This is a genomic window from beta proteobacterium MWH-UniP1 (assembly GCA_036362785.1).
Lineage (GTDB): Bacteria > Pseudomonadota > Gammaproteobacteria > Burkholderiales > Burkholderiaceae_A > Lacustribacter.
Window position 1 is genome coordinate 991255 of sequence record CP143625.1, and the last position, 25070, is coordinate 1016324.

Sequence of the window (25070 nt, forward strand, 5' to 3'; positions counted from 1 at the left end):
TTCCATTGATATTTTGCGAGATGTCTCGATGTCGCTTGACGCAGGCGGCTCACTGGCCATTTTAGGTGCTTCTGGCAGCGGTAAATCGACTTTATTGGGCATTCTGGCGGGCTTAGACACGCCAACTTCGGGCGAAGTCTTCTGGTTTGGTGAGCGTATTGATCAGTTGGCTGAAGATGTCAGGGCGGCCCGCCGAAATGGCGTCTTGGGTTTCGTCTTCCAATCGTTTCAGCTTCTGGGCCACCTGAATGCCCTTGAAAACGTGATGCTGCCGCTGGAGCTTGTTGGGGTGCGGGATGCCGCAAAGCGTGCCGCCGATATGCTGGACCAGGTGGGCATGGGCAGCCGCAAGACCCATTTCCCCAAGACACTGTCGGGCGGAGAGCAGCAGCGGGTGGCGCTGGCGCGGGCCTTTGTCACACAGCCCAAACTGATCTTTGCCGATGAGCCAACGGGCAGCCTGGATGCCGCCAATGGGGAACTCATCACCAAGCTGCTGTTTGAGCTGCGATCCCGTCATGGCACCACAGTGGTTCTGGTGACCCATGCGGCCGAGCTGGCCGAGCGCTGCGACCATATTCTGCGGCTGGCCGGGGGGCGCACCGTATAATCTAGGGATGGCCTCTTTGTTGTTGTTTGCGGGCGAAAACGCCCTGTCTCCCTTTCGTGTTTCCCGACTTCTCACCCGGATCCAGGCTCTCGCCCCGAAGGTCAAAAGTCTGACATCGCATTGGGTGTATCTTGTTCGCCCGGCAGACCCAAGCGCGGCTGCGGCGTTGTCGTCTGACAGCCGGCTTGGCGCGATTTTAAATACCAGTGGTCCGGTGCAACCAGCCGCAGCGGGCGCGTTGCGCATCTGGGTAGTGCCCCGCCGCGGAACGCTATCACCTTGGTCCACCAAGGCCACTGAGATTTTGTTTTCCTGTGGTCTGACCAATGTTGAGCGGGTCGAGCGCGGCATGGTGGTGGATATCGCCCTGGCCACCCAAGACACCGCGTTGATTGCCAAGATTGCAGACTGCCTGCATGACCGCATGACCGAATCCTGGTTTCACCAAGATCTTCCGCAAGACATCTTAGACCCCAAGCAGTCGTCGTCCTTAAACACAATCGCCTTGGGCGGTGATTTAGATAGTGCCCGTGCTGCACTTTCCCAGGCCAACACCAATCTGGGCCTGGCCTTATCCGACGACGAAGTGGAATACCTGGCGCTGGCCTATCGCGATTTGGGCCGAGACCCGACCGATGTTGAATTGCTCATGTTTGCCCAGGCGAATTCCGAGCATTGCCGGCACAAAATTTTTAATGCCGATTTCACGGTTGATGGTGTTGCGCAGACGGAATCACTCTTTAAGATGATTCGCCACACCCATGCGGTAACGCCACAGCACACCGTGATGGCCTATGCCGATAACGCCGCCATTTTGCATTCGGCCCAGGCCGCACGCTTTCGTCCTCAGGCCGGCAAACCATCGGCCTATCAGGGCCAGTCGCAGACCGTGCACACGGTGCTCAAAGCCGAGACTCATAATCACCCAACCGCGATCTCACCCTTTCCGGGAGCGGCCACAGGTTCGGGCGGCGAGATTCGAGACGAGGGCGCCACGGGCCGTGGGGCCGAGCCACGTGCGGGACTGACAGGCTTTACTGTTTCAAACTTAGATTTTTCTGAAGCCCCCCATCAACCATCGCGAATTGCATCACCACTGCAGATCATGATCGATGGTCCGCTGGGTGGTGCTGCGTTTAATAACGAATTTGGTCGGCCCAATATCCTGGGTTATTTCCGTAGCTTCGAGATGCAGGTCGGTGGACAGCGTTGGGGGTATCACAAGCCCATCATGCTGGCCGGTGGTGTTGGTGTCATCTCAAATGATCAGACTCAAAAGCTCGGCATTCCTGTGGGCAGTCTGTTGATTCAGCTTGGTGGCCCTGGCATGCGTATTGGCATGGGCGGTGGCGCAGCCTCGTCGATTCAAACGGGTGCTAATCAAGAAACCTTAGATTTCGACTCTGTGCAGCGGGGTAACCCCGAAATGCAGCGCCGCGCCCAAGAGGTGATCGATGCCTGTACTGCAATGGGTAGTCAGAATCCAATTCTCTCGATTCACGATGTCGGCGCAGGCGGCCTATCCAATGCATTTCCCGAACTCGTGCACGGCGCTGATCGTGGCGGTGAATTTGACTTGGCCAATGTTCTGTTAGATGAGACCGGCATGTCGCCTGCAGAGATCTGGTGCAATGAGTCTCAAGAGCGCTATGTGTTGGCGATTGCACCGGAATCCTTGCCGCTTTTTCAGGCGATTTGTGAGCGCGAGCGTTGTCCCTTTGCGGTGGTGGGCACGGCAACAGATGACGACCGTTTGCTGGTGTCCGACACGCGTGCGGAGTCGGCCTTATCCAGCACAGCGCCAGTGGATATGCCCCTGTCAACGCTTTTGGGCAAGCCCCCCAAGATGCATCGTCTGGCGCAGCGTAAAACAATCGCGGCATCGGAATTTGATTTTTCAGGCTGCCAACTTGCCGATTTGATTGAGCGTGTCATCGCTCATCCAACGGTGGCCAACAAGCAGTTTCTCATTACCATTGGTGATCGCACGGTGGGCGGCATGACGGCCCGTGACCAGATGGTGGGGCCCTGGCAGACACCGGTTGCCGATGTGGGCGTCACGCTCTGGGATTTTGATGGGCTTGGTGGGCAGGCCATCGCCATGGGTGAGCGTTCCCCGCTGGCCGTGATCAATGCCAAGGCTGCCTCGCGCATGGCGGTGGGTGAAGCCCTGACCAATCTAAGTGCTGCCGCCTTAGGGCCGCTGGAAACAGTCAAGCTTTCGGCCAACTGGATGGCCGCCTGTGGTGAGCCTGGCCAGGATGCAGCGCTCTTTGATGCGGTCCATGCGCTGGCCAAGGAAATTTGCCCGGATCTATCACTCTCAATACCCGTGGGTAAAGATTCCCTGTCCATGCGCACGGTCTGGCAAGACGCCCAGGGCACACAGTCAGTGATCTCACCCGTGTCGTTGAATTTGACAGCGGTGGCCCCAGTAGACGATGTCCGCAAGACCTGGACACCGGAACTAAACCGTGATGCCAGCGACACCGTTTTGATTCTGATCGACTTGGGGCAGGGCAGGAATCGCCTGGCCGGATCTGTCTTGGCGCAGACCGTCGACCAATATGGCCAACAGACCCCCGATGTGGATTCAACTGATTTGTTGGCGGGTTTCTATCAGGCCATGCGTGATTTGCATGCGACCGATTATGTGTTGGCCTACCATGACCGCTCTGATGGCGGGTTGATGGCCGCGGTGGCCGAGATGGCTTTTGCCGCCCGGTGTGGGGTCACACTCAATATCGATTTGCTTACCATTGACCCAGTGGCAGCAGATTGGGGCGATTTTAAAATTCGGCCCGAACAAGTCTCGGTTCAGCGTGACGAGCTAACGATTGCCGCACTCTTTTCAGAAGAGCTGGGTGCCGTGATTCAGGTTGAAAAATCGAATCGATCGGCGGTGATGGATATCTTGCGCCAGCATGGGCTTGCAAAAACATCGTTTGAAATCGGCACGGTGAATCCGCGCGACAACATTGAAATTTATCGTGACGCCAGATGCATTTATCAGCAGTCACGAAAGGCCCTGCAACGGACCTGGTCCCAGGTCAGCTTTGAGATCGCCAAGCGCAGAGACGACCCTGAGTCAGTTGCCCAAGAGTTTGAGGCAATTGATTCTGCAGCAGCGCCTGTGACGCGATTGCCTGCTGGCTTTGATGCCTTGGTGCGATCGAGTCAGTCAGCACCCAGGGTTGGGGCAAGGCCAAAGATTGCCGTGATTCGCGAGCAGGGCGTGAACGGCCAAGTGGAAATGGCGGCCGCGTTTGATCGTGCCGGGTTTGAGGCCTGGGATGTGCACATGAGCGATTTGCTGTCGGGCCGGGTGCGTCTGGCGGATTTTGCCGGCCTTGCTGCCTGTGGCGGTTTCTCTTTTGGTGATGTGCTGGGGGCAGGCCAGGGGTGGGCAAAATCGATTTTGTTTCATGCTGAGTTGCGCGAACAGTTCGAGAAGTTTTTCGCCGATCCCACACGGTTTGCTCTTGGCGTCTGTAACGGCTGCCAGATGATGAGTAGCCTAAAAGAAATTGTGCCGGGCGCTACCCACTGGCCTGCCTTTATGCGTAATCGGTCAGAGCAGTTTGAAGCCCGGCTGTCCCAGGTCGAGATCCTGGATTCCAATTCGATCTTCTTTGATGGCATGTCGGGCGCAGTGTTGCCAGTGGTGGTCTCGCATGGCGAAGGCCGTGCGGTTTTTGCTCACTCGCAAACAGCACCAAACCCATCTGCCGTGAATGCCGTGATGCGTTATGTGGATACCGCAGCCCAGGCGACAGAGCGCTATCCCGCCAATCCGAACGGTTCGGCCGGTGGGCTTACCGGCTTTACCAATCACGATGGGCGGATCACGCTCATGATGCCGCACCCAGAGCGCGTGTTTCGTTCGGTGCAGATGTCGTGGGCCCCAGATTCACTGCGGTCGTTTGGCGATGATTCGCCCTGGATGCAGATGTTCCGTAACGCCTATCGCTGGTCAAAGGCATCCTGATTCTTGAACCTTGCTGGCCCACTTAATGGGCCAGCGTTTCACTCTTTAACGTTGTTACTCGGAGTTTCGTCTGACCATGTTGTCTACTGCCAATATCACCATGCAATTCGGCGCCAAGCCGCTTTTCGAAAACGTTTCGGCCAAATTCGATAACGGCAACCGTTATGGTTTGATCGGTGCCAACGGCTGCGGCAAGTCGACCTTTATGAAAATTCTTGGTGGTGATCTTGAGCCGTCGGGCGGCAATGTCATGAAAGAGCCCCATGTTCGGCTGGGTAAACTGCGCCAGGACCAGTTCGCCTATGAAGATGTCCGTGTGTTGGATGTCGTCATGATGGGCCATGAGGAGATGTGGGCCGCCATGACCGAGCGTGATGCGATTTACGCCAACCCCGAGGCCACGGAAGACGACTACATGAAGGCGGCCGATCTGGAAGCCAAGTTTGCCGAATATGATGGCTACACGGCAGAGGCTCGCGCCGGTGAATTGCTCTTGGGTGTGGGTATTCCCATTGAGCAGCACAATGGCCCCATGCGCGACGTTGCCCCAGGCTGGAAGCTTCGGGTCTTGTTGGCGCAGGCACTCTTTTCAAACCCAGATGTGCTGTTGTTAGACGAGCCCACCAACAACTTGGACATCCACTCGATTCAGTGGCTTGAAGACATTCTGAACGAGCGTGACAGCACCATGATTATTATTTCCCACGACCGGCACTTTCTGAATTCGGTCTGTACCCACATGGCGGACCTGGACTACGGCGAGCTGCGGATTTACCCCGGCAACTACGACGACTTCATGCTGGCGGCCACCGAGTCCCGTGCCCGGCTCATGGCGGCCAATGCCAAGAGCAAAGAGCGGGTCGCTGACCTGCAAGACTTTGTGCGCCGTTTTTCGGCCAACAAATCCAAGGCCAAGCAGGCCACCTCACGCCGTAAGCTGATTGAAAAACTCCAGGGCGAGGCTGTGGAAGTCCGCCCATCGTCGCGTCAAAACCCATTTATTCGATTTGAGCAGGCCAAGCAGCTCTATCGACTCGCCGTGCATGTGCAGAGCATTTCTAAGACATTTGAGGGCCGAGATAAACCGGTGATCGATAAGTTCTCCATGATGGTCGAGGCGGGCGAGAAGATTGCCATTGTGGGGGCCAATGGTGCCGGTAAATCCACCTTGCTGCGTTGTATCGCAGGGGCCGCTGTGAGCGGCATGGACCCCGACAGTGGTGAGAACAAGTGGGCAGAAAACGCCAACATCGGCTACATGCAGCAAGACGTGTATTCTGATTTTGAAACCCAGATGACACTCACTGACTGGATCAGTCAGTTCAAAAAAGAAGAAGATGACGATCAGTCGGTGCGATCAGTTCTTGGCCGGCTTTTATTTTCTGGCGACGATGTGGGCAAACAGGTGAGCGTGCTATCCGGTGGTGAGAAGCACCGCATGACCTTTGGCCGCCTGATGTTTGGCCGGCACAACGTGTTAATGCTCGATGAGCCCACCAATCACCTGGACATGGAATCGATTGAGTCACTGCAGATGGCGCTTGAAAAATATCAGGGCACGCTCTTTGTGGTCTCCCATGACCGTGAGTTTGTGAATGCCGTGGCCACCCGTATTCTGGAAGTGCGCGGTGACGGCACGATCACCGACTTCAAGGGCACTTACGACGAATACCTGACGAGCCAGGGCCTAGATACTTAAGCGCCCAGCACTAGCCCAACCGATACGCCCAGTCCATACAGGTGGGCGGCAAGAATGGTCTGCTTGATGGCAGCGGTCATGCGTTGACGATGCCGCGATGTTGGGTTGCCAATCTGTTCAGGGACAATGCCCATCAGGTTTTTAATCGCCTGCGTGGAGACCGGCAGGGCGATAAATCCGATCAGGCAGAAAACACTTAATTGATTGGTCGAAATGCCGATCAAAATCAGCGCATGGGCCGATAAGGCCATGCCGGCATACCACCACCAGAGTTGATGGGCGGGCGTGGTCACGGCAAGGGTCATTTTGCCCACGCTCTGATCCGCTGCGATGTCTGGAATCTGATTGGCATAAAGAATATTGGCCACCATCAGGCCATAGGCCAGGCCAAGCAGCCAGGCTGGCGTAGAGATGGTGGTGTTCTCTAACAAGGTGGTGCCAATCACAATCAGTGCCCAGGCTGCAGCAATGGCCACTTCCCCCAGGGCCCCACGGCTCATCAGTGCCAATGGTTTTACCGAATAGGCCCAGCCAATCAATAAACCGACAATGCCGATCCAAGTTAGATGCCAGGCCTGCAGGATGGAAAGCAACAGCGCACCCGCCGCGACGCATAGTCCGATGGTGATCAGGCTGAGTGTTTTAACTTGTTCCAGACTAAGCACTTGATTTTGAATGATGCGGCTGCCACCAGTAAAGGGCGATATTCGGCTGGTGTTGCGTTCATCTGTGCCGCTAATGGCATCCACCGCATCGTTAATGATGTTGGCACTGGCCTGGCCCACGACGGCGATGACGATGGCAATCACCACCGCCCAAAGCTTAACGTTGCCAGAGCCGGCATAGGTGATGGCCGCGCCCACGATGCAGCCAAGCGCAGAGACAGATAAAAAAGCCGGGCGGGATGCTTGAATGTAACGAGAAAGAAGCGATGCAGACATGCGTTAGTGGGTATTGGAGAGGTCGTGAGGGGTGTTGATGTTTTGAAAGGCAAGCGCATGGTCAACGGCCACGGCAGTAGCGCCAATCTGGTCGAACCAGTGATTTAGTTTGCGTTGGCCACTTCGCAGGTAGTCTTCCAACATGGGTTTTGCGGTTTTTGGAAGCAGCGTAAACACTGGGTGGCCCTGGACATAGGCCGCACCGCAGGCCCGTTGCGCGCGAGCACTGTCGGGTTGTTGGGTTGATTTGACGAGTGTGCTGACGATGTCCGTGGGAAAGTGGGGGCAGTCGCAGGGCACCACCATGAGCCAATCGGTTTGCATGGCACCCAATCCAGCCAGAATTCCGGCAAGGGGGCCTTCGAAATTGGGCTGATGTTCCCGAAAACCCATGTCTTGAATGATCTTAAGCCCACGGTTCGCATAGTGCTGAGTATTGCGGTTCGCGCTGATGATCACTGTATGCACCTGGGGCCGTAATCGCTCTACTGCAATATCGACCAAGGCTCGGCCCTGAAAGTCGATCAGTCCCTTGTCTGCGCCGCCCATGCGCTGGCCAGCACCGCCACACAAAATCAGGCCTGAGATATTTTCTTTCGAGCGCGGTGCCAGCATGGAATGAGCACTAAGCCCCTAATTGCAGTTCATCAATCAGCGCGACCGCATCGGCTGCGGTGTTGAGCACATGCCAGCTGCCCCTGGGATAGACCACGACATTGGGCCCCTGATCGCACTTAGCGAAGCAGCCCGCCTTGGTGGCCATGATGCCGCCCTCATGGTCGAGGCCCCGATCGCGGAGTTCGTTTTTTAGGGTTTTCAGAAGCCCAAAGGAACCGCGCTTGGCACAGCAGTCGCCGTCCTCGCGTTCATTGGTGCAGATAAAAATATGATGTTGATAGCGCATGAGGGCGGCGTTAGTCGATTTTTAGGATTTTTTTAGCCGAGCCCAACACCAGCATGGCCTCGCCGTGTTTTTCCTCTTTGTGCAGCTGCTCGGCCTCTTGGCGAAGTGCGCGGACTTTTGCCAGGCTTGCTGGGTCTAGCTTTGGTTTGGCCGCCAGGGCCTGGTCAATCTTATACATCTCGAGCGGGCAGCTATGCGCTGCAGCAAATGACGGGGCGATAACCAGCAGGGCTGCCAGGGAAAGTCGCGCTAGCGGTTGCATTTGTTGCGGGTCTCCGGAAATATTACGGCTGTGTTGATGATACCCGCTGCCCCAAGCGTTCTGGTCTGCACCGGTTAGTCTTGGCCCATATCAGTTGAACCCGTCACCCGCCGACCTTATGAACCGTCGTGGTCTTATCAAAACAGGTTTAACAATCGCCGCTGCGGCGACTGTTCCGCCATTGGCCTGGTCGGCACGCCCGGCGGGCCGAATACGTGAGCACACCTTTATTGCCCAGCCAGCAAGGCTTCAATTGCTGGGAAGTGACTACCCCTACACCGATGTCTGGGCCTTTAATAATTTATTGCCCGGCCCAGTCTTGCGCGCAACGCAAGGCGACACCGTACGGGTGAAATTTCGCAATCGCCTGGCCCAACCGTCGACCATTCACTGGCATGGCATTCGTCTTCCCAACGCCATGGATGGGGTGCCTGGCATTACACAGGCCGCAGTTAAATCGGGCGAAGACTTTCTTTACGAATTTGCGCTGCCCGATGCCGGTACATTTTGGTACCACCCGCATGTGTCCACCTATGAACAAGTGGGCCGGGGTCTGTTCGGCACGATCATTGTGGATGAGAAGATCCCGCCCGATGTGGATCAAGACGTCACCTGGGTCATCTCGGATGTAAAACTCACCAAAGAGGCCGCGATTGCGCCGGGTTTTCAAAGCCTGCACGATGCCGCCCACGCAGGCCGGCTTGGCAATATTGTGTTGGTCAATGGTCAGCGATCTCCAGCGGATCTGAGTGTGCGTGCTGGTGAGCGCGTGCGTCTGCGGATTTTAAATGCGGCAAGCGCCCGCATTTTCCGCCTGAAGTTTCATGGTCACCAGCCGCTGGTCGTTGCCTTTGATGGCCATCCATGCCCACCGTTTCCGCTGACAGAATCAATTCTGTTTTCACCGGGCAATCGTCTGGATTTAATCCTCGACTGCAGCGCTGCACCCAACACTGTCTTTGAAGTGGAAGATGAATTCTTTCCGGCCATGCGCAATAAGATTGCGCGCATTCAGTACAGCAGCCGCTCACCGCAGGCTCTGCGTGCGCCGTTTCAGGGGCTGCCGCCGAATCTGCTCTACGAGCCTGTATTGGCGGGTGCCGAGTCGGTAAAGCTGGTGCTTGAGGGCGGGGCGTTGTCGAACAAGGCCACCCGTGAAAATATCTGGCTGGTCAATGGCAAGGGCAATGATCATGGCTCCCACATGGATGCCCATGGTGCTGCGCCAAAGCCGCTGTATGTCTTTGAGAGGGGTTGCACAGTCCGTTGCTTGATTGATAACAAGACCGCCTGGTTTCATCCCATGCACTTTCATGGGGTCGTGCTGCGTGAGCGGCTTGCCAATGGCCAGTGGGGCCCGTTTAAGGATTCCACCCTGGTCTGGCCATTCAAAACCCAGGAAATCGCCTTTGTGGCCGAGAGCCCTGGCGACTGGATGATTCACTGCCATGTGTCGGAGCATCATCATGCAGGCTTGATGGGCACATTCCGGGTGGCGGATCTCTGCAAGACCCCTGCGTCGACCCAGCCTTCCGCCTAAATATTCTGTGGTAAGGTTTGGCCCGTGTTTGCGATCGCGACACGTCTATGGTGCCCCGTGCGGGCCTTCTTTCACATAAGGATTCACCATGTTTCGTCGTCAGATGATGAAGGGCGCTGTGGCGCTTGCAGCGACTTTGGTTTTTTCTTCAGCGTTTGCTCAGCAGACCTTGCGGGTCACGACTATTCCCGAAGAGGCCGCTTCGGAGCAGATTCGTAAGTTTGCCCCCATGACCAAGTATCTTGAAAAGGCCCTTGGCATGAAGGTGGAGTTCACACCGGTGAATGATTACCCCGCAGCCGTCGAAGCACTGGTGAACAAGCAAGTCGACCTGGTCTGGTTTGGTGGCTTTACCCATGTTCAGGCCCAGATTCGATCGGGCGGCAAGGTGATAGCCATCGCACAGCGTGAGGAAGACAACAATAAGTTTCAGTCTGTGTTTATCACGCAGAAAACTTCTGGAATCACCAAGCTCTCTGACTTAAAAGGCAAGGAATTTAGTTTTGGCTCTCAATCCAGTACCTCGGGTCATTTGATGCCGCGATTTAACTTGCTCAAAGCTGGTGTTGACCCTGACAAAGACTTTAAGCGCCTGGCCTACTCAGGTGCCCATGATGCAACCATAGCGTCTGTAGTAAGTGGAAGGGTCGCCGCTGCCGCGCTTGATATCACGGTTTGGCGAAAGTTTGTGTCTGAGAAAAAAGTGGACACCAGCAAGGTGGATGTATTTTTTACGACCCCAACATTTTTTAACTACAACTGGTCGGTGCATGCGGATATGCCAGCAGCTTTGCGTGAGCGCATCACTAAAGCCATTTTGTCGATCGACCCTAACACTCAAGAGGGTAAGGAGATATTGACGCTAGCTCGTGCAAGTAAATTCGTCTCGACCAAAAACGAGAACTACAAGCAGTTCGAAGAGGCCGGACGCTTGATGGGATTGATTAAGTAAGTCAATGGCCATTGGCATTACTCTGGCCGCTGTCAGTGCGCGGCATCCTGCGGCTGCAAAGTCTGCTGCTGCGGCTATTCAATCCATCGACCTGAGCATCGCGCCCGGCGAGCAGGTCGCCTTGATTGGGCCGTCTGGCGCAGGCAAGACCACACTGCTGCAGGTGCTGGGGCTGTCCATGCCGCCAGAGTCAGGCCGCCTTCAATTTGCTGGCCAAGACCCCTGGGCACTTTCGACCAGCGCTTTGCAGGCACAACGGCGGCAGATTTTCTACGCACCACAGACGCCACCCTTGCCGCCGCGGCAGCGGGTGGTCACGGCTTTGTTGGCGGCACGCTTGCCGGAACAGTCGCTGTTTCAAAGTCTGTTGACCCTGCTGTATCCGCGTGACGCGCACATCGCCCAGGCGGCCCTGGCCGAGTTTGATTTAGCAGACAAACTCTGGGAGCGAGTGGATCGACTCTCGGGGGGTGAGCGGCAGCGGGTAGGTCTTGCCCGTGCGCTTATTTGCTCTGCAAAGCTATGGCTGGTGGATGAACCCCTGTCCGCCCTGGACCCAACCCGATCCCGCCAGGCGATCTCGGTGCTGACACGGGCTGCAAAAGAGCGTGGGGTGACACTGATCACCACATTGCATCAGGTTGATGTGGCCACCCGCGAGTTTGCGCGTGTGGTGGGACTGCGCGATGGGCGCGTGGTCTTTGACTTGCCCTCTGGCCAGGTGACGCCGCAACGGTTGGTCGAGCTTTATGCGCAACATGAGCATGAGCTTGCCCAGGTGTCAGGCACGGTGTCAGACACCTACAGCAAGGTGTCTGACACCTCGCCGTCACCAGAGCCCGCCAAAATCATTCATTGCCGCTAACGATGGGAGTGGCGGCAGTGCGTCCAGAGTTGCGTGACCCGGCTTGGATGGGCCGGGTCTTTTGGTCGCTTGCCGCACTGGTGATTCTGGGGCCGGTCTTGGTGGCAACAGAATTCAAACCCTGGGTCTTGGTCGAGCCTGACAATCTCAAAGTCACCCTCAAATTTCTGGGGGATTTCTTTCCGCCAGTCATTACGCCAGACTTTCTTTGGATGGTGGCCAAGGAGTCGTGGCGCACGATTGCCATTGCCACTGCCGGAACTTTTCTTGCCTTGGTCTTGGCCATACCGCTGACGATTGCATCGACCAGTGTCTTGTCGGTCTCATCAATTTCCGGCCGCATGAAGGCCCTGCCATTTTTGGTGCGTCAAATCATTCGTTGGGTGCTGATCGTGCTGCGCAGTATTCCCGAACTCATCTGGGCGTTGGTATTTGTTCGGGTAGTGGGCCTGGGGCCAGCGGCAGGGGTATTGGCCATTGGGCTCACCTATGCCGGCATGCTGGGCAAGGTCTATGGCGAGATTTTAGAAAGTGGTGATGCCCATGCCACCAAGACCTTGCTGCGAAACGGTAGCGGCCGGCTACAGGCGTTTTTCTTTGGCCTGCTGCCACAAAATGCCACGGAATTGACGAGTTACACCGTTTATCGTTGGGAGTGTGCGATTCGTTCATCTGCCGTTCTTGGATTTGTGGGAGCAGGGGGCCTGGGCCAGCAGATGGATAACTCCATGAAAATGTTTAATGGCGGTGAAGTCGCCACCATGCTGATCGTATTCATGCTGCTCGTTGGCCTTGCTGATTTACTGAGCAGTTGGCTGCGCCGCGTTATGAATTAAGTCTGGTGTGAAATTGAATCAACCTTACTGATCAGCCCAACACTTCGCTATGACCCCACCCACCCATTCGCCAACCAAGCCTGGCCCAAACCCCTGGATGCGCTGGGACTGCTCGGTCTGCTGGGTGGTCACGGGGCTATTGCTTTTAACAGTTGCAAGCTTTTGGTCGCTTGATCTTCAGTTGTCTCGCCTGCTGTCGTGGGACAGTGCCGCGCGCATGGGCAAGTTCCTGGGGGAGCTGCTGACACCCACCACCGACAGTAAATTTCTAAGCAAGCTTTTTATCGCAGGTCTTGAGACCCTGGCCATGTCCGCGCTTGGCACTCTGATTGCAGCGATCTTTGGGCTCTTGTTGGCGCTGCCCGCAAGCAAGACCCACGCCGATGATCCGGCCCGTTGGAAGTTCTTGGTGCGCTTGGTTTTAAATGCGTTGCGATCAATTCCAGAGCTGGTCTGGGCAGCTTTACTTATTATCTCGGCGGGTCTTGGCCCATTTGCAGGAACCTTGGCACTGGCATTTCACACCACAGGGGTGTTGGGCCGACTGTTTGCGGAGTCGATTGAAAATGCGCCACAAGATTCCGCAAAGGCATTACGGCTCTCGGGCGTGCCAGAGGGCCGGGTATTTATTTTTGCCACGCTCCCGACAGTGCTGCCACAACTGATGTCCTACACGCTCTATCGTTGGGAAAATAATATTCGTGCGGCTGCCGTGCTGGGTGTGGTGGGCGGCGGTGGTCTTGGCCAGATGCTGGCCTTTCATATGGGCTTATTTCAAATGAGTGAGACCAGCAGCATCTTGCTGGCCATGATCGCACTTGTGGTCTTGGTGGATCTTTTGTCTTATTTCTCGCGACGGATAATGTCGCGGTAGTTCAAGCGCTGTATTTCCAGAAGGCGCCTTGACGTTGGATCCGCGGATTGGCATGTCGTTATCGAAGCACAATGACGTCAACTGGCGTGCCTGCGGCTAGTGGGCCTGCATCATGGGGCAACACCACCAGACCATCTGCGTCGACCAATGATTTCAGGCTGGCGGCACCTTGTGATGCGGATATCTCTGCAATCCATTCATTGTCGGCATCGCGCGTGAGTGTGCAGCGCAGATACTCCGTTCGGCCCGCCACTTTTTTGGCATCTTTGGCAAGTTTGGCGCGAATCGGGGGGCGGGCTTGCGGGGTGACACCAGCAAGCTGCTGCAGGCAGGGCTCGACAATGCCCTTGAAGGTAACAAACGCTGCAACCGGGTTGCCCGGCAGGCCAAAAAAAGGCACTCGCCCGCCTGTTTCGTTTGCCCCGACTGATGCCATCTGTCGTTTGATCATGCCTGCCGCGAGTGGCCGGCCAGGCTTAATCGCAAGCTTCCAAAACGAAATATCACCAAGCGACTGCATCACGGTTTTGGTGTGATCGGCCTCGCCCACGCTGACGCCGCCAGATGTAATCACCGCGTCGGCAATCGTGGCCGCATGTGTGATGGCCTGCTGCAAACTTTCCGCATCGTCATTCACAATGCCCAAATCAATCGCCTCTGCGCCGCAGCCGCGGATCATTTCCAAGAGCATGGGCCGGTTGGCATCAAAGGTTTTTCCAGCCGGCAGCGGCCGGCCCGGTTCGGTGACCTCATCGCCGGTAGACAACACCGCTACGCGAATTCTCCGTGTCACTTCCACACTCGCAATCCCCATTGAGGCGAGCAGAGCGATCTCGCGCGGACCAATAATGGTGCCCGCAAGCAGGGCGGCTGCACCTGTTTCAAGATCTTCACCGCGACGCCGGACATTGGCCCCGGCACGAATTGCTGTTGTATCGAAGCGGATGGTCTGTGTGGCGTCGTCTAATTCCACGAGTTCCTGGGCAATGACGGTGTCGTGTTCCGGTGGCACGACCGCTCCGGTAAAGATTCGTACCGCAGTCTCCGCACTGGCCTGTCCTTGCAGGCCATGGCCGGCTAAGGATTTCCCTGATACTTGAACGCGAAAGTCGGGAACTGGGGACATTTTGTTAAACACCGAACTTGCAAAGGAAAAGCCATCCATGGCCGAGAGTGGGGCGGCCGGAATGTCTTTCGGACTCAGAATTGTTTTGGCCAAGGCCCGACCGCCAATCTCCTGTATCCCTAAGAACTGCGTCTGTTGGATCGGCGAAATTGATCGGGAAATGGCGTCTAGAGCCGAACGAATACTCTGGGGTTTAAAGTTTTCTGGCACAAGAATTCCGTTTTTGGGTTGGCCACACGTATGTGAATGTTGCCAATCTTAGCGTGCAGCAAGATTCGCCTTGTCCAAGCAGGAAGCTTGATGACCCAAGAGTTACAAATGTTTGTCTAGGTCGGACGCTCGACGAAGGGCTCTGTCATTGACCCATCAATGTTGCGGCGCACATTGCATGTCGCTTGATAAGGATCAAAATCCAGTGAGCGAAATTCCGTACAGGTTTTTCGTGAAGCGGTATCCGATTAACGTTCGTTCTGGAGGGACACTAATGAACGCACCGATGAATCGTCGGCAGTTCTTTAAGATCTGCTCGGCCGGTGTCGCGACTTCCTCTGCAGTGGGCCTGGGGCTTTCCCCTGGCGTTGCTGTTGCAGAAGTCCGGGCTTTTAAACTTGCCCGCACCACTGAAACCCGTGGTACTTGCCCGTACTGCTCTGTGAGCTGCGGCGTCTTGATGTATTCCAAGACCGATGAGGCCACCAAGAAAACTAAAATCATTCACATCGAGGGTGACCCCGATCACCCGGTGAACAAGGGATCGTTGTGCCCCAAAGGCGCCGGTCTTTTGGACATGGTTCACTCGCCCAACCGGCTGCTGCACCCCGAGGTGCGTGAGCCCGGTTCAAAAGAGTGGAAAAAGATTTCATGGGAAGACGCATTGAATCGTGTTGCCCGCCATATGAAGGCGGACCGCGATGCAAACTTTGTCGAGAAAAACGACAAAGGCGTTCCTGTTAATCGTTGGAACACAACCGCATTACTAGTCTCGAGTGCATCCTCGAACGAGTCCGGCTACGCCATGGTGAAAATGGCGCGCGGCCTCGGCATGGTGGCACTCGACACGCAAGCACGTATCTGACACGCCCCCACGGTATCCAGTCTGGGTCCGACGTTTGGGCGTGGCGCCATGACAAATGGCTGGCCAGATATCCAGCATGCTGACTTAATTTTGGTGATGGGCGGAAACGCCGCCGAGGCACACCCTTGTGGTTTCAAATGGGTGACCGAGGCGATGGAGCACCGCAAGGCCAAGTTCGTGGTGGTGGATCCGCGGTTTACCCGCTCGGCCGCCATTGCGGATTACTACGCGCCGATTCGCGTGGGAACCGATATTGCGTTCCTGGGCGGTGTCATCAACTACCTGCTGGCAAAAGGCAAGATTCACGAAGACTACGTTCGCAACTACACGAATGCACCGTTCTTGATTAATGGAGATTTCAGCTTCAAAGACGGTCTGTTCAGCGGTTACGACGACAGCAAGCGTGCCTACGACAAGAAGTCTTGGTCCTATCAGATGGGTGACGACGGATTTGTCAAAGTTGACATGTCCATGAAAGACCCCCGCTGTGTGTACCAGCTGATGAAGTCCCACTTCAGCCGATACACCCCAGAGAAGGTCTCATCGATTTGCGGTACACCCAAAGACCAATTCCTGAAGGTCTGTGAATACATTGCCGAGACATCACGTCCCGACAAGGTGATGACCATCATGTACGCCTTGGGCTGGACGCAGCATTCGACGGGTTCGCAAAACATCCGCACCATGGCCATGATCCAGATGCTTCTGGGTAACGTTGGCCGCCCCGGTGGCGGTGTGAACGCGCTTCGCGGTCACGCCAACGTGCAGGGCATCACCGACATGTGTGCTTACTCGGAAGTCTTGTCGGGCTATCAGCTCTCGCCGACGGATGCCGATGAGACGCGTGAGATGTATCTGAAGGCCCGCACGCCCAAGGCCACACGCCCGAATTCGATGAACTTCCCGCAGAACTTCCCCAAATGGAACACCAGCCTGATGAAGGCTTATTACGGGGACAATGCGACGAAGGAAAACGACTTCGGCTATCACTATCTGCCCAAACGAGATGGCGCCTATGACGTGCTGGCGAACTTTGAACGTATGGCGCAGGGCAAGATAAATGGCCTGATCTGCCAGGGCTTTAATCCACTGGCTGCTTTGCCGAATAAGGCCAAGCTCAACAAGGCACTTGCCAACCTGAAGTTCATGGTGGTGATTGATCCGTTGAAAACCGAGTCGGCTGAGTTCTGGAAAAACTTTGGTGAGTTGAATAACGCCAAGCCCGAGGACATCAAGACCGAGGTGATCCGCCTGCCGTCCACCTGCTTTGCCGAGGACCCAGGTACCTTCACCAGTTCGGGCCGTGTGGTTCACTGGCACTACAAGGCGGCAGATGCACCAGGCGAGGCCAAGACCGATCGCGAGATCGTTGGCACGTTGTTTACCAAACTGCGCGACATGTATCGCAAAGAGGGTGGTAAGGGCCGTGAGCCGTTGATGGCCATTAAGTGGAATTACTCCAACCCCAGCAATCCTCCCGCAGAAGAGCTGCTCAAGGAAATTTCGGGCCGCGCTGTGGTGGACATCAAGGACCCGAAGACTGGTGCCGTGCTCTTTAAGGCAGGCGAACAGTTGCCAGGCTTTGGTGTGCTGCGTGACGATGGTTCGACCGAATGTGGCAACTGGATTTACGGTGGTGTCTGGTCGCAAGCGGGTAACCTCTCGGCGCGTCGTAACAACGCCGACGAGGGTGGCATGGGTATCCACCAGCAGTGGGGCTACTCTTGGCCTGCCAACCGTCGCGTGCTCTACAACCGTGCGGGTGCTGACCCATCCGGTAAGGCCTGGGATGCCAAGCGGCCCACGATTCAGTGGGATGGCAGCAAGTGGGCAGGGGTGGACATTCCGGATATCGCGCCGGCACTACCGCCTGCAACGGGTCCCTTCATCATGAACCCGGAAGGCGTCGGCCGACTCTTCGCACCGGGTATGGCGGAAGGTCCGTTCCCTGAGCACTATGAGCCGTTTGAGACACCATTGGGCCGCAACCCAATGCATCCGAACAATGCGAAGGTCGTTAGCAACCCTTGTGCACGTGTGTTCAAGGCCGATGCACCGACGTTTGGTAAGTCGGATGAGTTTCCTTATGCCGCAACGACCTACCGTCTCACCGAACACTTCCACTTCTGGACCAAGAACGTGGAGTCCAACGCCATCGTGCAGCCCCAGCCGTTTGTTGAAATCGGCGAGGCGCTGGCCAAGGAAAAGGGCATTAAGAACGGTGACATGGTCCGGGTCTGGAGTAATCGGGGCCAGGTGAAGGCGGTTGCCTCCGTGACCAAGCGGATTCGTCCGCTAACGGTTGACGGAAAGACTGTGCATCACGTGGGTATTCCGATTCACTTCGGATTTGTGGGCGTTGCCAAGAACGGTTTCTTGGCCAACGAACTCACGCCATTCGTGGGGGATGCGAACTCTCAAACACCAGAGTTCAAAGCCTTCTTGGTCAACATTGCTAAGGTATAAGGAGACGATTCATGGCTACTGCTCAAACAATGAATGTCGTCAATCGCTCCGCTACCACCGCGCCCATGCCGGTGAAGTCCAATCCGGACATCGCGGTTGCTAAGTTGATCGACGAATCAAAATGTATTGGCTGTAAAGCATGTCAGGTGGCATGTATGCAGTGGAACGACAACCGTGACGAGATTGGCTCAACGGTCGGTGTGTATGACAACCCGGCCGACCTGACCACCAAGTCATGGACGGTGATGCGGTTTAACGAAGTTGAGCGCGCTGATGGCGGGCTGGACTGGTTGATTCGCAAAGACGGCTGCATGCACTGCGAAGACCCTGGCTGCTTAAAGGCATGTCCTGCACCTGGTGCGATTGTCAAATACGAAAACGGCATTGTTGATTTCGTTAAAGACAACTGCATTGGCTGCGGCTACTGCGTGGCCGGCTGCCCCTTTAACATTCCGCGGATCAGTAAGGAAGATCACAAGGCCTATAAGTGCTCTTTGTGTTCAGACCGTGTTGCTGTGGGTGAGGGCGCTGCTTGTGCCAAGGCCTGTCCGACCAAAGCCATTCGTTTTGGCAAGAAGAAAGACCTGGTGCAGTGGGCCGATAACCGCGTGAAAGATTTGAAAGAGCGCGGCTATCAAAACGCAGCCCTGTATAACCCCCAGGGTGTCGGTGGTACGCACGTGATGTATGTGCTTCGCCACGGCGATAAGCCCGAGGCCTATAACGGTCTTCCAAGCGATCCGCAGATCAGCCCAACGGTGAATCTGTGGAAGGGCATGACGAAGACGGTGCTGGCGTGGGGTATGGGTGCAGCCGTGTTGGTGGGCATTGCACACTACTTCATCAAAGGGCCTAAAGAGGTCGACGAGAAGGAGGTATAAGAAATGAGTCAGACTTCTTCTGGAGAAATCCAGCGTTACGCCGCCAATGAACGTTGGAACCACTGGTTTACAGCGGTCGTGTTTGTGCTGCTGGCGGCCTCGGGTCTAGCGTTCTTTCACCCGGCGTTTTGGTCGCTGTCAGCGGTGTTGGGCGGGGGAGAGTTATCGCGCTTCCTGCATCCAATCCTGGGCGTGCTGATGTTCCTGTCGTTTTTCATCTTTGCCATTCAGAAATTGGGTGACAACGTGATGAAATCTTACGACTGGCAATGGATGGCGCGCTTTGGTGATGTGTTGGCCAACCGCGATCACGACATGCCTGAGATTGGCAAATACAACGCGGCCCAGAAACTGATGTATTGGGTCACCTTGTTGGCCATGATCATGCTGTTGGCCAGTGGCATCGTGATGTGGCGCCAGTTCTTCTCACACCTCTTCACGATCGACTTGCTGCGGCTTGCCGCACTGGTGCACGCCGTATCAGGGGTTGTGCTGATTATCACCATCATCGTGCACGTCTATGCTGCTATCTGGGTTAAGGGAACCATCAGTGCCATGACAAAGGGCACGGTCACCCGGGCCTGGGCCAAGCATCATCACCCGCTGTGGTATCGCTCCATGAGCAAATAACCCCACGGAAAAGTAGTCCAAACAAAGGAAGTTGCAGGAGACACCCGGCCCCGATTGTAAGATTGGGGCCGGTTTTTATTTCGACTTAGGAAACGTAAAGAATGCCAACTCCCATCATTACCGATGGCACCATGGACCGCATGGTCAAGGCGCCTCGGGTGTTGCTGCCCCAAGGTGCTGGCCTATTTCGTGATCGGGCAAACCGGTTTGATGCGATCGCCACCCGCGACGAGACAGGCGCGTATATGCGTTTTCTGGCCCATGTCTGCCGTGGCCAGTGCAAGTCCTATGATGCGCGCCCCGCCCAGCGTGTGTCAGAGCGCGCGATCTCCAATAGCCGTGAACATGGCATGCCACCGCTGTCGGCCCATGTCTTTCCCCGCGATGCCGCCTGGCGAGACGATCTCTCAGACATCGCGAACCACGTCAAAGCGGCCCTCGCGGGAACGAATTCCCAGGCCGAAAAAGTCATGTCTGACTTAATCACCGATGTGAAATCCAACCCGGCAGAACTCGAAGCCATCGCGGATCGATTGATCGCCGGCATGTCCTTGCCAGAAGATGGGCCCAAGGTCCCGTTTGTGGGTGCGGCGCTTCAGGTGTATTTCACGCGGATGGCGGCGACATTGTCACCGGAAGATGTTGGCGCCTGTGATGTGGCCACCGTCTGCCCCTGCTGCGGCATGCGGCCCACCATTAGCATGGTGCGCATCGATCCCGAGCGTCAGAACTATCGGTATCTTGTTTGTTCTCTTTGTATGACCGAGTGGAACCTGGAGCGTGTGAAGTGCAGTTCGTGTGAAGAAGAAAAGGGCGTCGGCTATCTGACGATTGATACAGAGGGTCAAAAGCCAGCAGATGCCCTGGTGCGGGCCGAGACCTGCGATGAATGCAAGACTTACCTGAAGATCATTGTGCAAGAAAAAGACCCAAACGCTGATGCGCTGGCAGACGATTTAAATAGCCTGGCCTTGGATGTCTTGGTGGATGAAAAAGGGTATGCTCGGACCGGTCCCAACTTGCTTTTCTATCCAGGCCACGAATAGTCATGAACACCAAGGTTCTGCCCGGTCCGGGCGAATCCAAAACAAACCAGCCAGGCGAAACTCTCGCTGGCCCCCGTCTGCAACTACCGTCAGTCGATCGCCTGCTGGGCGATCCGGGACTTGCAGACATCATTGCCTCGATCGGCCGACCATTGGTGAAACGGGCCGTTCAGGAAACACTTGAACACTTCAGGCAAGCCCCCAATTCGCAGGGGCCATCGCAAGAGCGCTTCATCTCAGAGATTCACGAGCGATCCTGTCAGAGTGTGGCGTCTCGGCTGTCCAACGTCATTAATCTTACGGGCACGGTGATTCACACCAATCTTGGCCGGGCCCTGCTGGCCCAAGAGGCCATCGATGCCGTGGCTAAGTCGATGCGGGCCTACAACGCCTTGGAGTTTGATCTCTCAACAGGTGAGCGGGGTGATCGCGATAGTGTCGTGGAGGCATTGATCTGCCGTCTTACGGGTGCAGAGGCGGCCACGGTCGTGAACAACTGTGCAGCGGCTGTGTTGCTGTCTTTGGTCGCCCTTGGTGCCCGCAAGGAAGTCATTATTTCGCGTGGTGAGCAGATTGAAATTGGCGGTGCCTTTCGCATGCCCGACATTATGCGTGCGGCCAATTGCCGCCTAGTGGAAGTCGGCACCACTAATCGTACCCATCTTCGAGATTTTGAAGAGGCCATCACGGAAAAATCGGGTCTGATTGTGAAGGCCCATCGTTCCAATTACGCCGTGACCGGATTTACATCGGAAGTGGGCGATGAGGCACTTGCCAAGCTCGCCCATGACCACGGCCTTTTTTATATGGTCGATCTCGGTTCTGGTGCGCTAGTGGACATGAGCCGTTGGGGCCTGCCGCGTGAGCCATTGCCATCGGACAGTCTGGCCAAAGGCGCCGATGTTGTGATGTTCTCGGGGGATAAATTATTGGGTGGCCCGCAGGCCGGGCTGATTGTGGGTTCCAAGGCCGCGATTGCGAAGATTAAAAAACATCCATTAAAGCGTGCACTGCGTGTTTCTAAAGTGGTGTTGTCCGCCCTGGAGGCAACCCTGCGTGTGTATGACTCGGAACATGCTCTAGAGAATCGGCTTCCCGTGCTGGCGTTACTTACGCGAAGCCGCGATGACATTCGTGCAGCGGCCACCCGAATCGCCCCAGCGTTGCACAAGATCGCAGGCGAAGGGTTTGAGTGCAGCATCATGGATTGCGCCAGTCAAATTGGCAGCGGGGCGCTCCCAGAAGAGCGGCTGCCCTCGGCAGCAGTGTGTCTGACACCAATCGCGGGTCGAAAAGGCGTGGGTCGATTGTTACAGCAGACGTTAGCGAAGTTTCGCGCACTACCCACCCCGGTAATTGGCCGCATCAAAGACGACTGCCTGATTTTCGATTGCCGCTGTCTCTTGCCCGCCGACGAAGCGCTACTCACGTCACGATGATCATTGGCACTGCAGGCCATATCGATCACGGAAAAACATCCCTGATCGCACGACTCACTGGCAAGAACACCGACCGACTGCCCGAAGAGAAGCGCCGGGGCATTTCGATTGAGTTGGGCTATGCCTACTGGTCGGATGGCCAAGAGCAGATCGGTTTTGTCGATGTTCCCGGGCACGAGAAATTCGTGCATGCCATGGTCTCGGGTGCAAGTGGGATTGACTATGCGCTTTTGGTGATTGCAGCCGACGACGGACCAATGCCCCAGACCCGCGAGCATCTGGATATTCTGCGGTTACTGGGGGTTGATCGTGGGGCCGTGGTGCTCACCAAAATTGATGCGGTGGAGTCGAGTGTTGCGGAGATCGCAGTTGCTGCAATTGCTGAACTACTTGCTGGACAGCCCGCAGAGCACTGGCCCTTGTTTCCTGTATCGAGTCTGACCGGCGAGGGTATTGATGGCCTGCGTGCGCATCTGCTAAACGAGTCGCGCCAGTATCAGGAACGTGCGAAAGATGGCCAGTTTCGACTGGCCGTGGATCGGGCCTTTACGCTGCCAGGGATCGGAACCGTGGTGACGGGTACGGCCCATGCCGGCGAAGTGGGGGTGGGAGATGACGTTGGAATCTTTACCCCAGGTACGGCAAATGGCGCCATGCGATCAGCCCGTGTGCGATCACTGCATGCCCAAGATCAGCCCGCAGAGGTCGGCCGGGCAGGCCAGCGGTTGGCGCTCAATCTGGTGGGTCTATCCCTAGACCAGGTGCCGCGCGGCAGCTGGGTCAACGGGGTGGGACTAGATAACGCCGCCACGCGCTGCGATGTGGTGATGCAGATTTCAAACGCGCATGATCGTGTCATCGGCCAGGGCCTTCAGGTCCACCTGCATCATGGGGCCTTTCATGGTCTGGCCAAGATTTATCCGCTGGATCGCGACCGGGCGGCCCCTGGTGAGGCATGTCTTGCGTCGGTTGTCGTGCCTGAATCGATTGCCATGTGTGTGGGGGATCGGCTGATTCTGCGCGATAGTCAGGCCCAGACTACCTTGGGTGGTGCACAGGTGTTAGACACCCATCCGCCAAGCCGTGGCAAACGCACGCCCGCACGGCTGGCCATGTTGGCCACGTTGCCTGGCCGGTCTCTGGAGCAGGCATTGGCTGATTTATTGTCTTATTCACCGCTGCCAATTACACGGGTTGCGTCTTCTTGGAATTGGCGCAGCAGCGATGTGGTGGCGCTTGCGCAGCGTTTGAATTTCCCGGTGGCGGGAGATGTGATTTTTCATCCGGTGCAGTGGGAGGCCTTTTGCGAAAAGGTCTTGCTCTCGATTGATGAGACCCATGTTCGTGAGCCCGAGATGCCCGGCATGGAATTAAATCGTTGCCGTCGGGTGGCAGCGCCACAGCTGGACGCCGATGCCTTTTCAGAATTGACTGCATCTTTGGTGGGGCAGGGCCTGATTGTGCAAAAGGGTGCATTTTTGGCCAGGCCCACCCATAAGGCTGAGTTGAGCGATGCTGAAAAAAATCTCTGGCGATCCATTGCCCCGCTTCTTGATGAATCTCCCTACAATCCGCCTCGGGTTAGGGATATTGCCAATCTGGTCAACATCCCGGAAACAGAGATTCGTGCGAATCTACGGCGTGTAGCGCGAATCGGGGAGGTCACGCTGATCGCCCTGGATCACTTCTTTCTGGCCCATCGGGTGGCAGAGATGGCCCAGATAGTTCAAGAAATTTTTGATCAAAAAGGGGTGATTCGGGCGGCAGACTTTCGGGATCGTATTGGTGGTGGCCGAAAGGTTGCCATACAGATTCTTGAATTTTTTGATCGAATTGGATACACGCGACGTGTTCGGGATGACCATCTGATTCGTCGATCTAACCCGTTTGTGTTGAATTAATGGAAGGGTGTCGCGGCCCGGTGGTCCGGTCAGACTTCAAATCTGATAGGGGTTGCCAGCAATCCCTGGTGGGTTCGACTCCCATACCCTTCCGCCAATTTTTTGAGGGTGATGAACATGGAACTAGCACAAATCCTTGCTGAACTGCCGGAAGATTATCTCTACGCAGCTGAACAAGATCTGTGGGTTCGGCCCGAGGGCGAGGAGGTCGTCGTTGGGGCCAACCGCTTCGTGGTCACCCACGGCCAGTTCATGTTGTTTTATCCCAGGCCCTGTGAAATTCCCGTCATGCGTGATCGCTCGCTTGGGGTGATGGAGACTGCCAAAACGGCAGTGGCCATTTCTTGTCCCTTGAGCTGCACGATTGTGGAAACGAACCAGGCGGTGCAAAACAATATCGAGGTGGTAACGCAAGACCCTTATGGCGCGGGCTGGCTCTACCGTCTGCGCCCAATCGCATGGGAAGAAGAGTCCCCGTTACTGATGGATGTGCACCGTTATCGTCAGTGGCTTACCGACAATGTCGGCAGCCGGCTTCGTGCCCCTGATCCCCAGAAATACGAGCTGCCAAGTATTGATCCGCAAAATATTAGTTACTAGGGTGCTCTGCGTGTTGCTGCTGCCATGTCATTCATCAACCATGAAGCATCATGGCGGTTAACCGTTTAGTGATTGTTATGTGGCAGGCCGACCCGGATGCGCCCGCAAAGGCGGCAGCACCACTGGTCTATGCCTTGTGTGCCCGTGCCATGGATATGGAAGTCGAGATTCATCTCACATCAAAGGCGGTCTGTTGGGCCTTTGATGGCGTTGCCGCCCGGGCCTATTCAGACCAGAACAATTCCCAAACGATTCTGGACTATATGCAGCGGGCTGCCGCAATGGGCGTAAAAATATATATGTGCGGCATGGCGCTTACCGAACATCATCGCGGCGAAGCGATCATTGCCGAGGTGACTGGGCAGACCGGCGCCACCGCCGTGATTGGTCAGTTGCAGCGAGATGACACTCGGGTACTCGTGTTCTAAAGATCGA

Annotated in this window: 21 protein-coding genes and 1 tRNA gene; 17 read left to right on the forward strand and 5 right to left on the reverse strand. The window is 56.1% G+C overall.

What is annotated here, in order from left to right:
- Nucleotides 1–28: 28 nt before the first annotated feature.
- From AOB54_04870 to AOB54_04880, 3 genes are all read left to right on the forward strand, one after another.
- Nucleotides 29–610, forward strand: a complete 582-nt coding sequence (locus AOB54_04870) for an ABC transporter ATP-binding protein (GenBank protein ID WVN42765.1) — start codon at nucleotides 29–31, stop codon at nucleotides 608–610.
- Between the two features lie 7 nt (nucleotides 611–617).
- Nucleotides 618–4598 carry a phosphoribosylformylglycinamidine synthase gene (gene purL / locus AOB54_04875; GenBank protein WVN42707.1) on the forward strand — a complete coding sequence of 1327 codons (3981 nt, stop codon included), beginning with the start codon at nucleotides 618–620 and terminating at the stop codon, nucleotides 4596–4598.
- A 76-nt stretch (nucleotides 4599–4674) separates the two neighbouring features.
- Nucleotides 4675–6297: an ABC-F family ATPase gene (locus AOB54_04880; protein WVN42708.1), complete on the forward strand. Its 1623-nt coding sequence runs from the start codon at nucleotides 4675–4677 to the stop codon at nucleotides 6295–6297.
- Here the strand turns inward: AOB54_04880 and AOB54_04885 are convergent.
- The 4 genes from AOB54_04885 to AOB54_04900 are packed head-to-tail and all read right to left on the reverse strand — an operon-like array spanning nucleotide 6294 to nucleotide 8404.
- Complete coding sequence (locus tag AOB54_04885) at nucleotides 6294–7238, reverse strand: prenyltransferase (protein ID WVN42709.1); 945 nt, start codon at nucleotides 7236–7238, stop codon at nucleotides 6294–6296. The two genes, AOB54_04880 and AOB54_04885, sit on opposite strands and share 4 nt — an antisense overlap.
- 3 nt (nucleotides 7239–7241) lie before the next feature.
- Nucleotides 7242–7853 (reverse strand): molybdenum cofactor guanylyltransferase MobA, encoded by a 612-nt coding sequence (gene mobA / locus AOB54_04890; GenBank protein ID WVN42710.1) that lies wholly within the window; start codon nucleotides 7851–7853, stop codon nucleotides 7242–7244.
- Nucleotides 7854–7863: 10 nt separating this feature from the next.
- Nucleotides 7864–8142: a (2Fe-2S) ferredoxin domain-containing protein gene (locus AOB54_04895; GenBank protein ID WVN42711.1), complete on the reverse strand. Its 279-nt coding sequence runs from the start codon at nucleotides 8140–8142 to the stop codon at nucleotides 7864–7866.
- A 10-nt stretch (nucleotides 8143–8152) separates the two neighbouring features.
- Nucleotides 8153–8404 carry a hypothetical protein gene (locus tag AOB54_04900; protein ID WVN42712.1) on the reverse strand — a complete coding sequence of 84 codons (252 nt, stop codon included), beginning with the start codon at nucleotides 8402–8404 and terminating at the stop codon, nucleotides 8153–8155.
- A gap of 118 nt (nucleotides 8405–8522) precedes the next feature.
- Here AOB54_04900 and AOB54_04905 point away from each other — a divergent pair, with 118 nt between their 5' ends.
- From AOB54_04905 to phnE, 5 genes are all read left to right on the forward strand, one after another.
- Nucleotides 8523–9944: a multicopper oxidase family protein gene (locus tag AOB54_04905; protein WVN42713.1), complete on the forward strand. Its 1422-nt coding sequence runs from the start codon at nucleotides 8523–8525 to the stop codon at nucleotides 9942–9944.
- 88 nt (nucleotides 9945–10032) lie between these two features.
- Complete coding sequence (locus AOB54_04910; GenBank protein ID WVN42714.1) at nucleotides 10033–10896, forward strand: putative selenate ABC transporter substrate-binding protein; 864 nt, start codon at nucleotides 10033–10035, stop codon at nucleotides 10894–10896.
- A 10-nt stretch (nucleotides 10897–10906) separates the two neighbouring features.
- Nucleotides 10907–11761 carry an ATP-binding cassette domain-containing protein gene (locus AOB54_04915; GenBank protein WVN42766.1) on the forward strand — a complete coding sequence of 285 codons (855 nt, stop codon included), beginning with the start codon at nucleotides 10907–10909 and terminating at the stop codon, nucleotides 11759–11761.
- A gap of 2 nt (nucleotides 11762–11763) precedes the next feature.
- Nucleotides 11764–12597 (forward strand): ABC transporter permease, encoded by an 834-nt coding sequence (locus AOB54_04920; GenBank protein ID WVN42767.1) that lies wholly within the window; start codon nucleotides 11764–11766, stop codon nucleotides 12595–12597.
- Nucleotides 12598–12694: 97 nt separating this feature from the next.
- Nucleotides 12695–13471: a phosphonate ABC transporter, permease protein PhnE gene (gene phnE, locus AOB54_04925; protein ID WVN42768.1), complete on the forward strand. Its 777-nt coding sequence runs from the start codon at nucleotides 12695–12697 to the stop codon at nucleotides 13469–13471.
- A 58-nt stretch (nucleotides 13472–13529) separates the two neighbouring features.
- On the opposite strand, the gene glp is transcribed toward phnE, so the two are convergent.
- On the reverse strand, nucleotides 13530–14807 hold the full coding sequence (gene glp / locus AOB54_04930) for a gephyrin-like molybdotransferase Glp (protein ID WVN42715.1): 1278 nt from the start codon (nucleotides 14805–14807) through the stop codon (nucleotides 13530–13532).
- Between the two features lie 286 nt (nucleotides 14808–15093).
- Here glp and fdnG point away from each other — a divergent pair, with 286 nt between their 5' ends.
- The 9 genes from fdnG to AOB54_04975 all read left to right on the forward strand — a co-directional run bounded on the left by fdnG (nucleotide 15094) and on the right by AOB54_04975 (nucleotide 25063).
- Entirely contained in the window at nucleotides 15094–18138 is a 3045-nt protein-coding gene (gene fdnG / locus AOB54_04935; protein WVN42769.1) for a formate dehydrogenase-N subunit alpha, read from the forward strand.
- Between the two features lie 11 nt (nucleotides 18139–18149).
- Nucleotides 18150–19019 carry a formate dehydrogenase subunit beta gene (fdxH, locus tag AOB54_04940; protein ID WVN42716.1) on the forward strand — a complete coding sequence of 290 codons (870 nt, stop codon included), beginning with the start codon at nucleotides 18150–18152 and terminating at the stop codon, nucleotides 19017–19019.
- Between the two features lie 3 nt (nucleotides 19020–19022).
- Entirely contained in the window at nucleotides 19023–19649 is a 627-nt protein-coding gene (locus AOB54_04945) for a formate dehydrogenase subunit gamma (protein WVN42717.1), read from the forward strand.
- A 101-nt stretch (nucleotides 19650–19750) separates the two neighbouring features.
- Nucleotides 19751–20695, forward strand: coding sequence for a formate dehydrogenase accessory protein FdhE (gene fdhE, locus AOB54_04950; GenBank protein ID WVN42718.1), 945 nt, complete (start codon nucleotides 19751–19753; stop codon nucleotides 20693–20695).
- A 2-nt stretch (nucleotides 20696–20697) separates the two neighbouring features.
- Nucleotides 20698–22134: an L-seryl-tRNA(Sec) selenium transferase gene (gene selA, locus AOB54_04955; GenBank protein WVN42719.1), complete on the forward strand. Its 1437-nt coding sequence runs from the start codon at nucleotides 20698–20700 to the stop codon at nucleotides 22132–22134.
- A complete protein-coding gene (selB, locus tag AOB54_04960) occupies nucleotides 22131–24035 on the forward strand; it encodes a selenocysteine-specific translation elongation factor (protein WVN42720.1) in 1905 nt (634 codons plus the stop codon). Before selA ends, selB begins: the two co-directional genes overlap by 4 nt.
- A gap of 1 nt (nucleotide 24036) precedes the next feature.
- A tRNA-Sec gene (locus tag AOB54_04965) sits at nucleotides 24037–24132 on the forward strand.
- 20 nt (nucleotides 24133–24152) lie between these two features.
- On the forward strand, nucleotides 24153–24635 hold the full coding sequence (locus AOB54_04970; GenBank protein WVN42721.1) for a hypothetical protein: 483 nt from the start codon (nucleotides 24153–24155) through the stop codon (nucleotides 24633–24635).
- A 50-nt stretch (nucleotides 24636–24685) separates the two neighbouring features.
- Complete coding sequence (locus AOB54_04975; GenBank protein WVN42722.1) at nucleotides 24686–25063, forward strand: DsrE family protein; 378 nt, start codon at nucleotides 24686–24688, stop codon at nucleotides 25061–25063.
- Nucleotides 25064–25070: the final 7 nt, after the last annotated feature.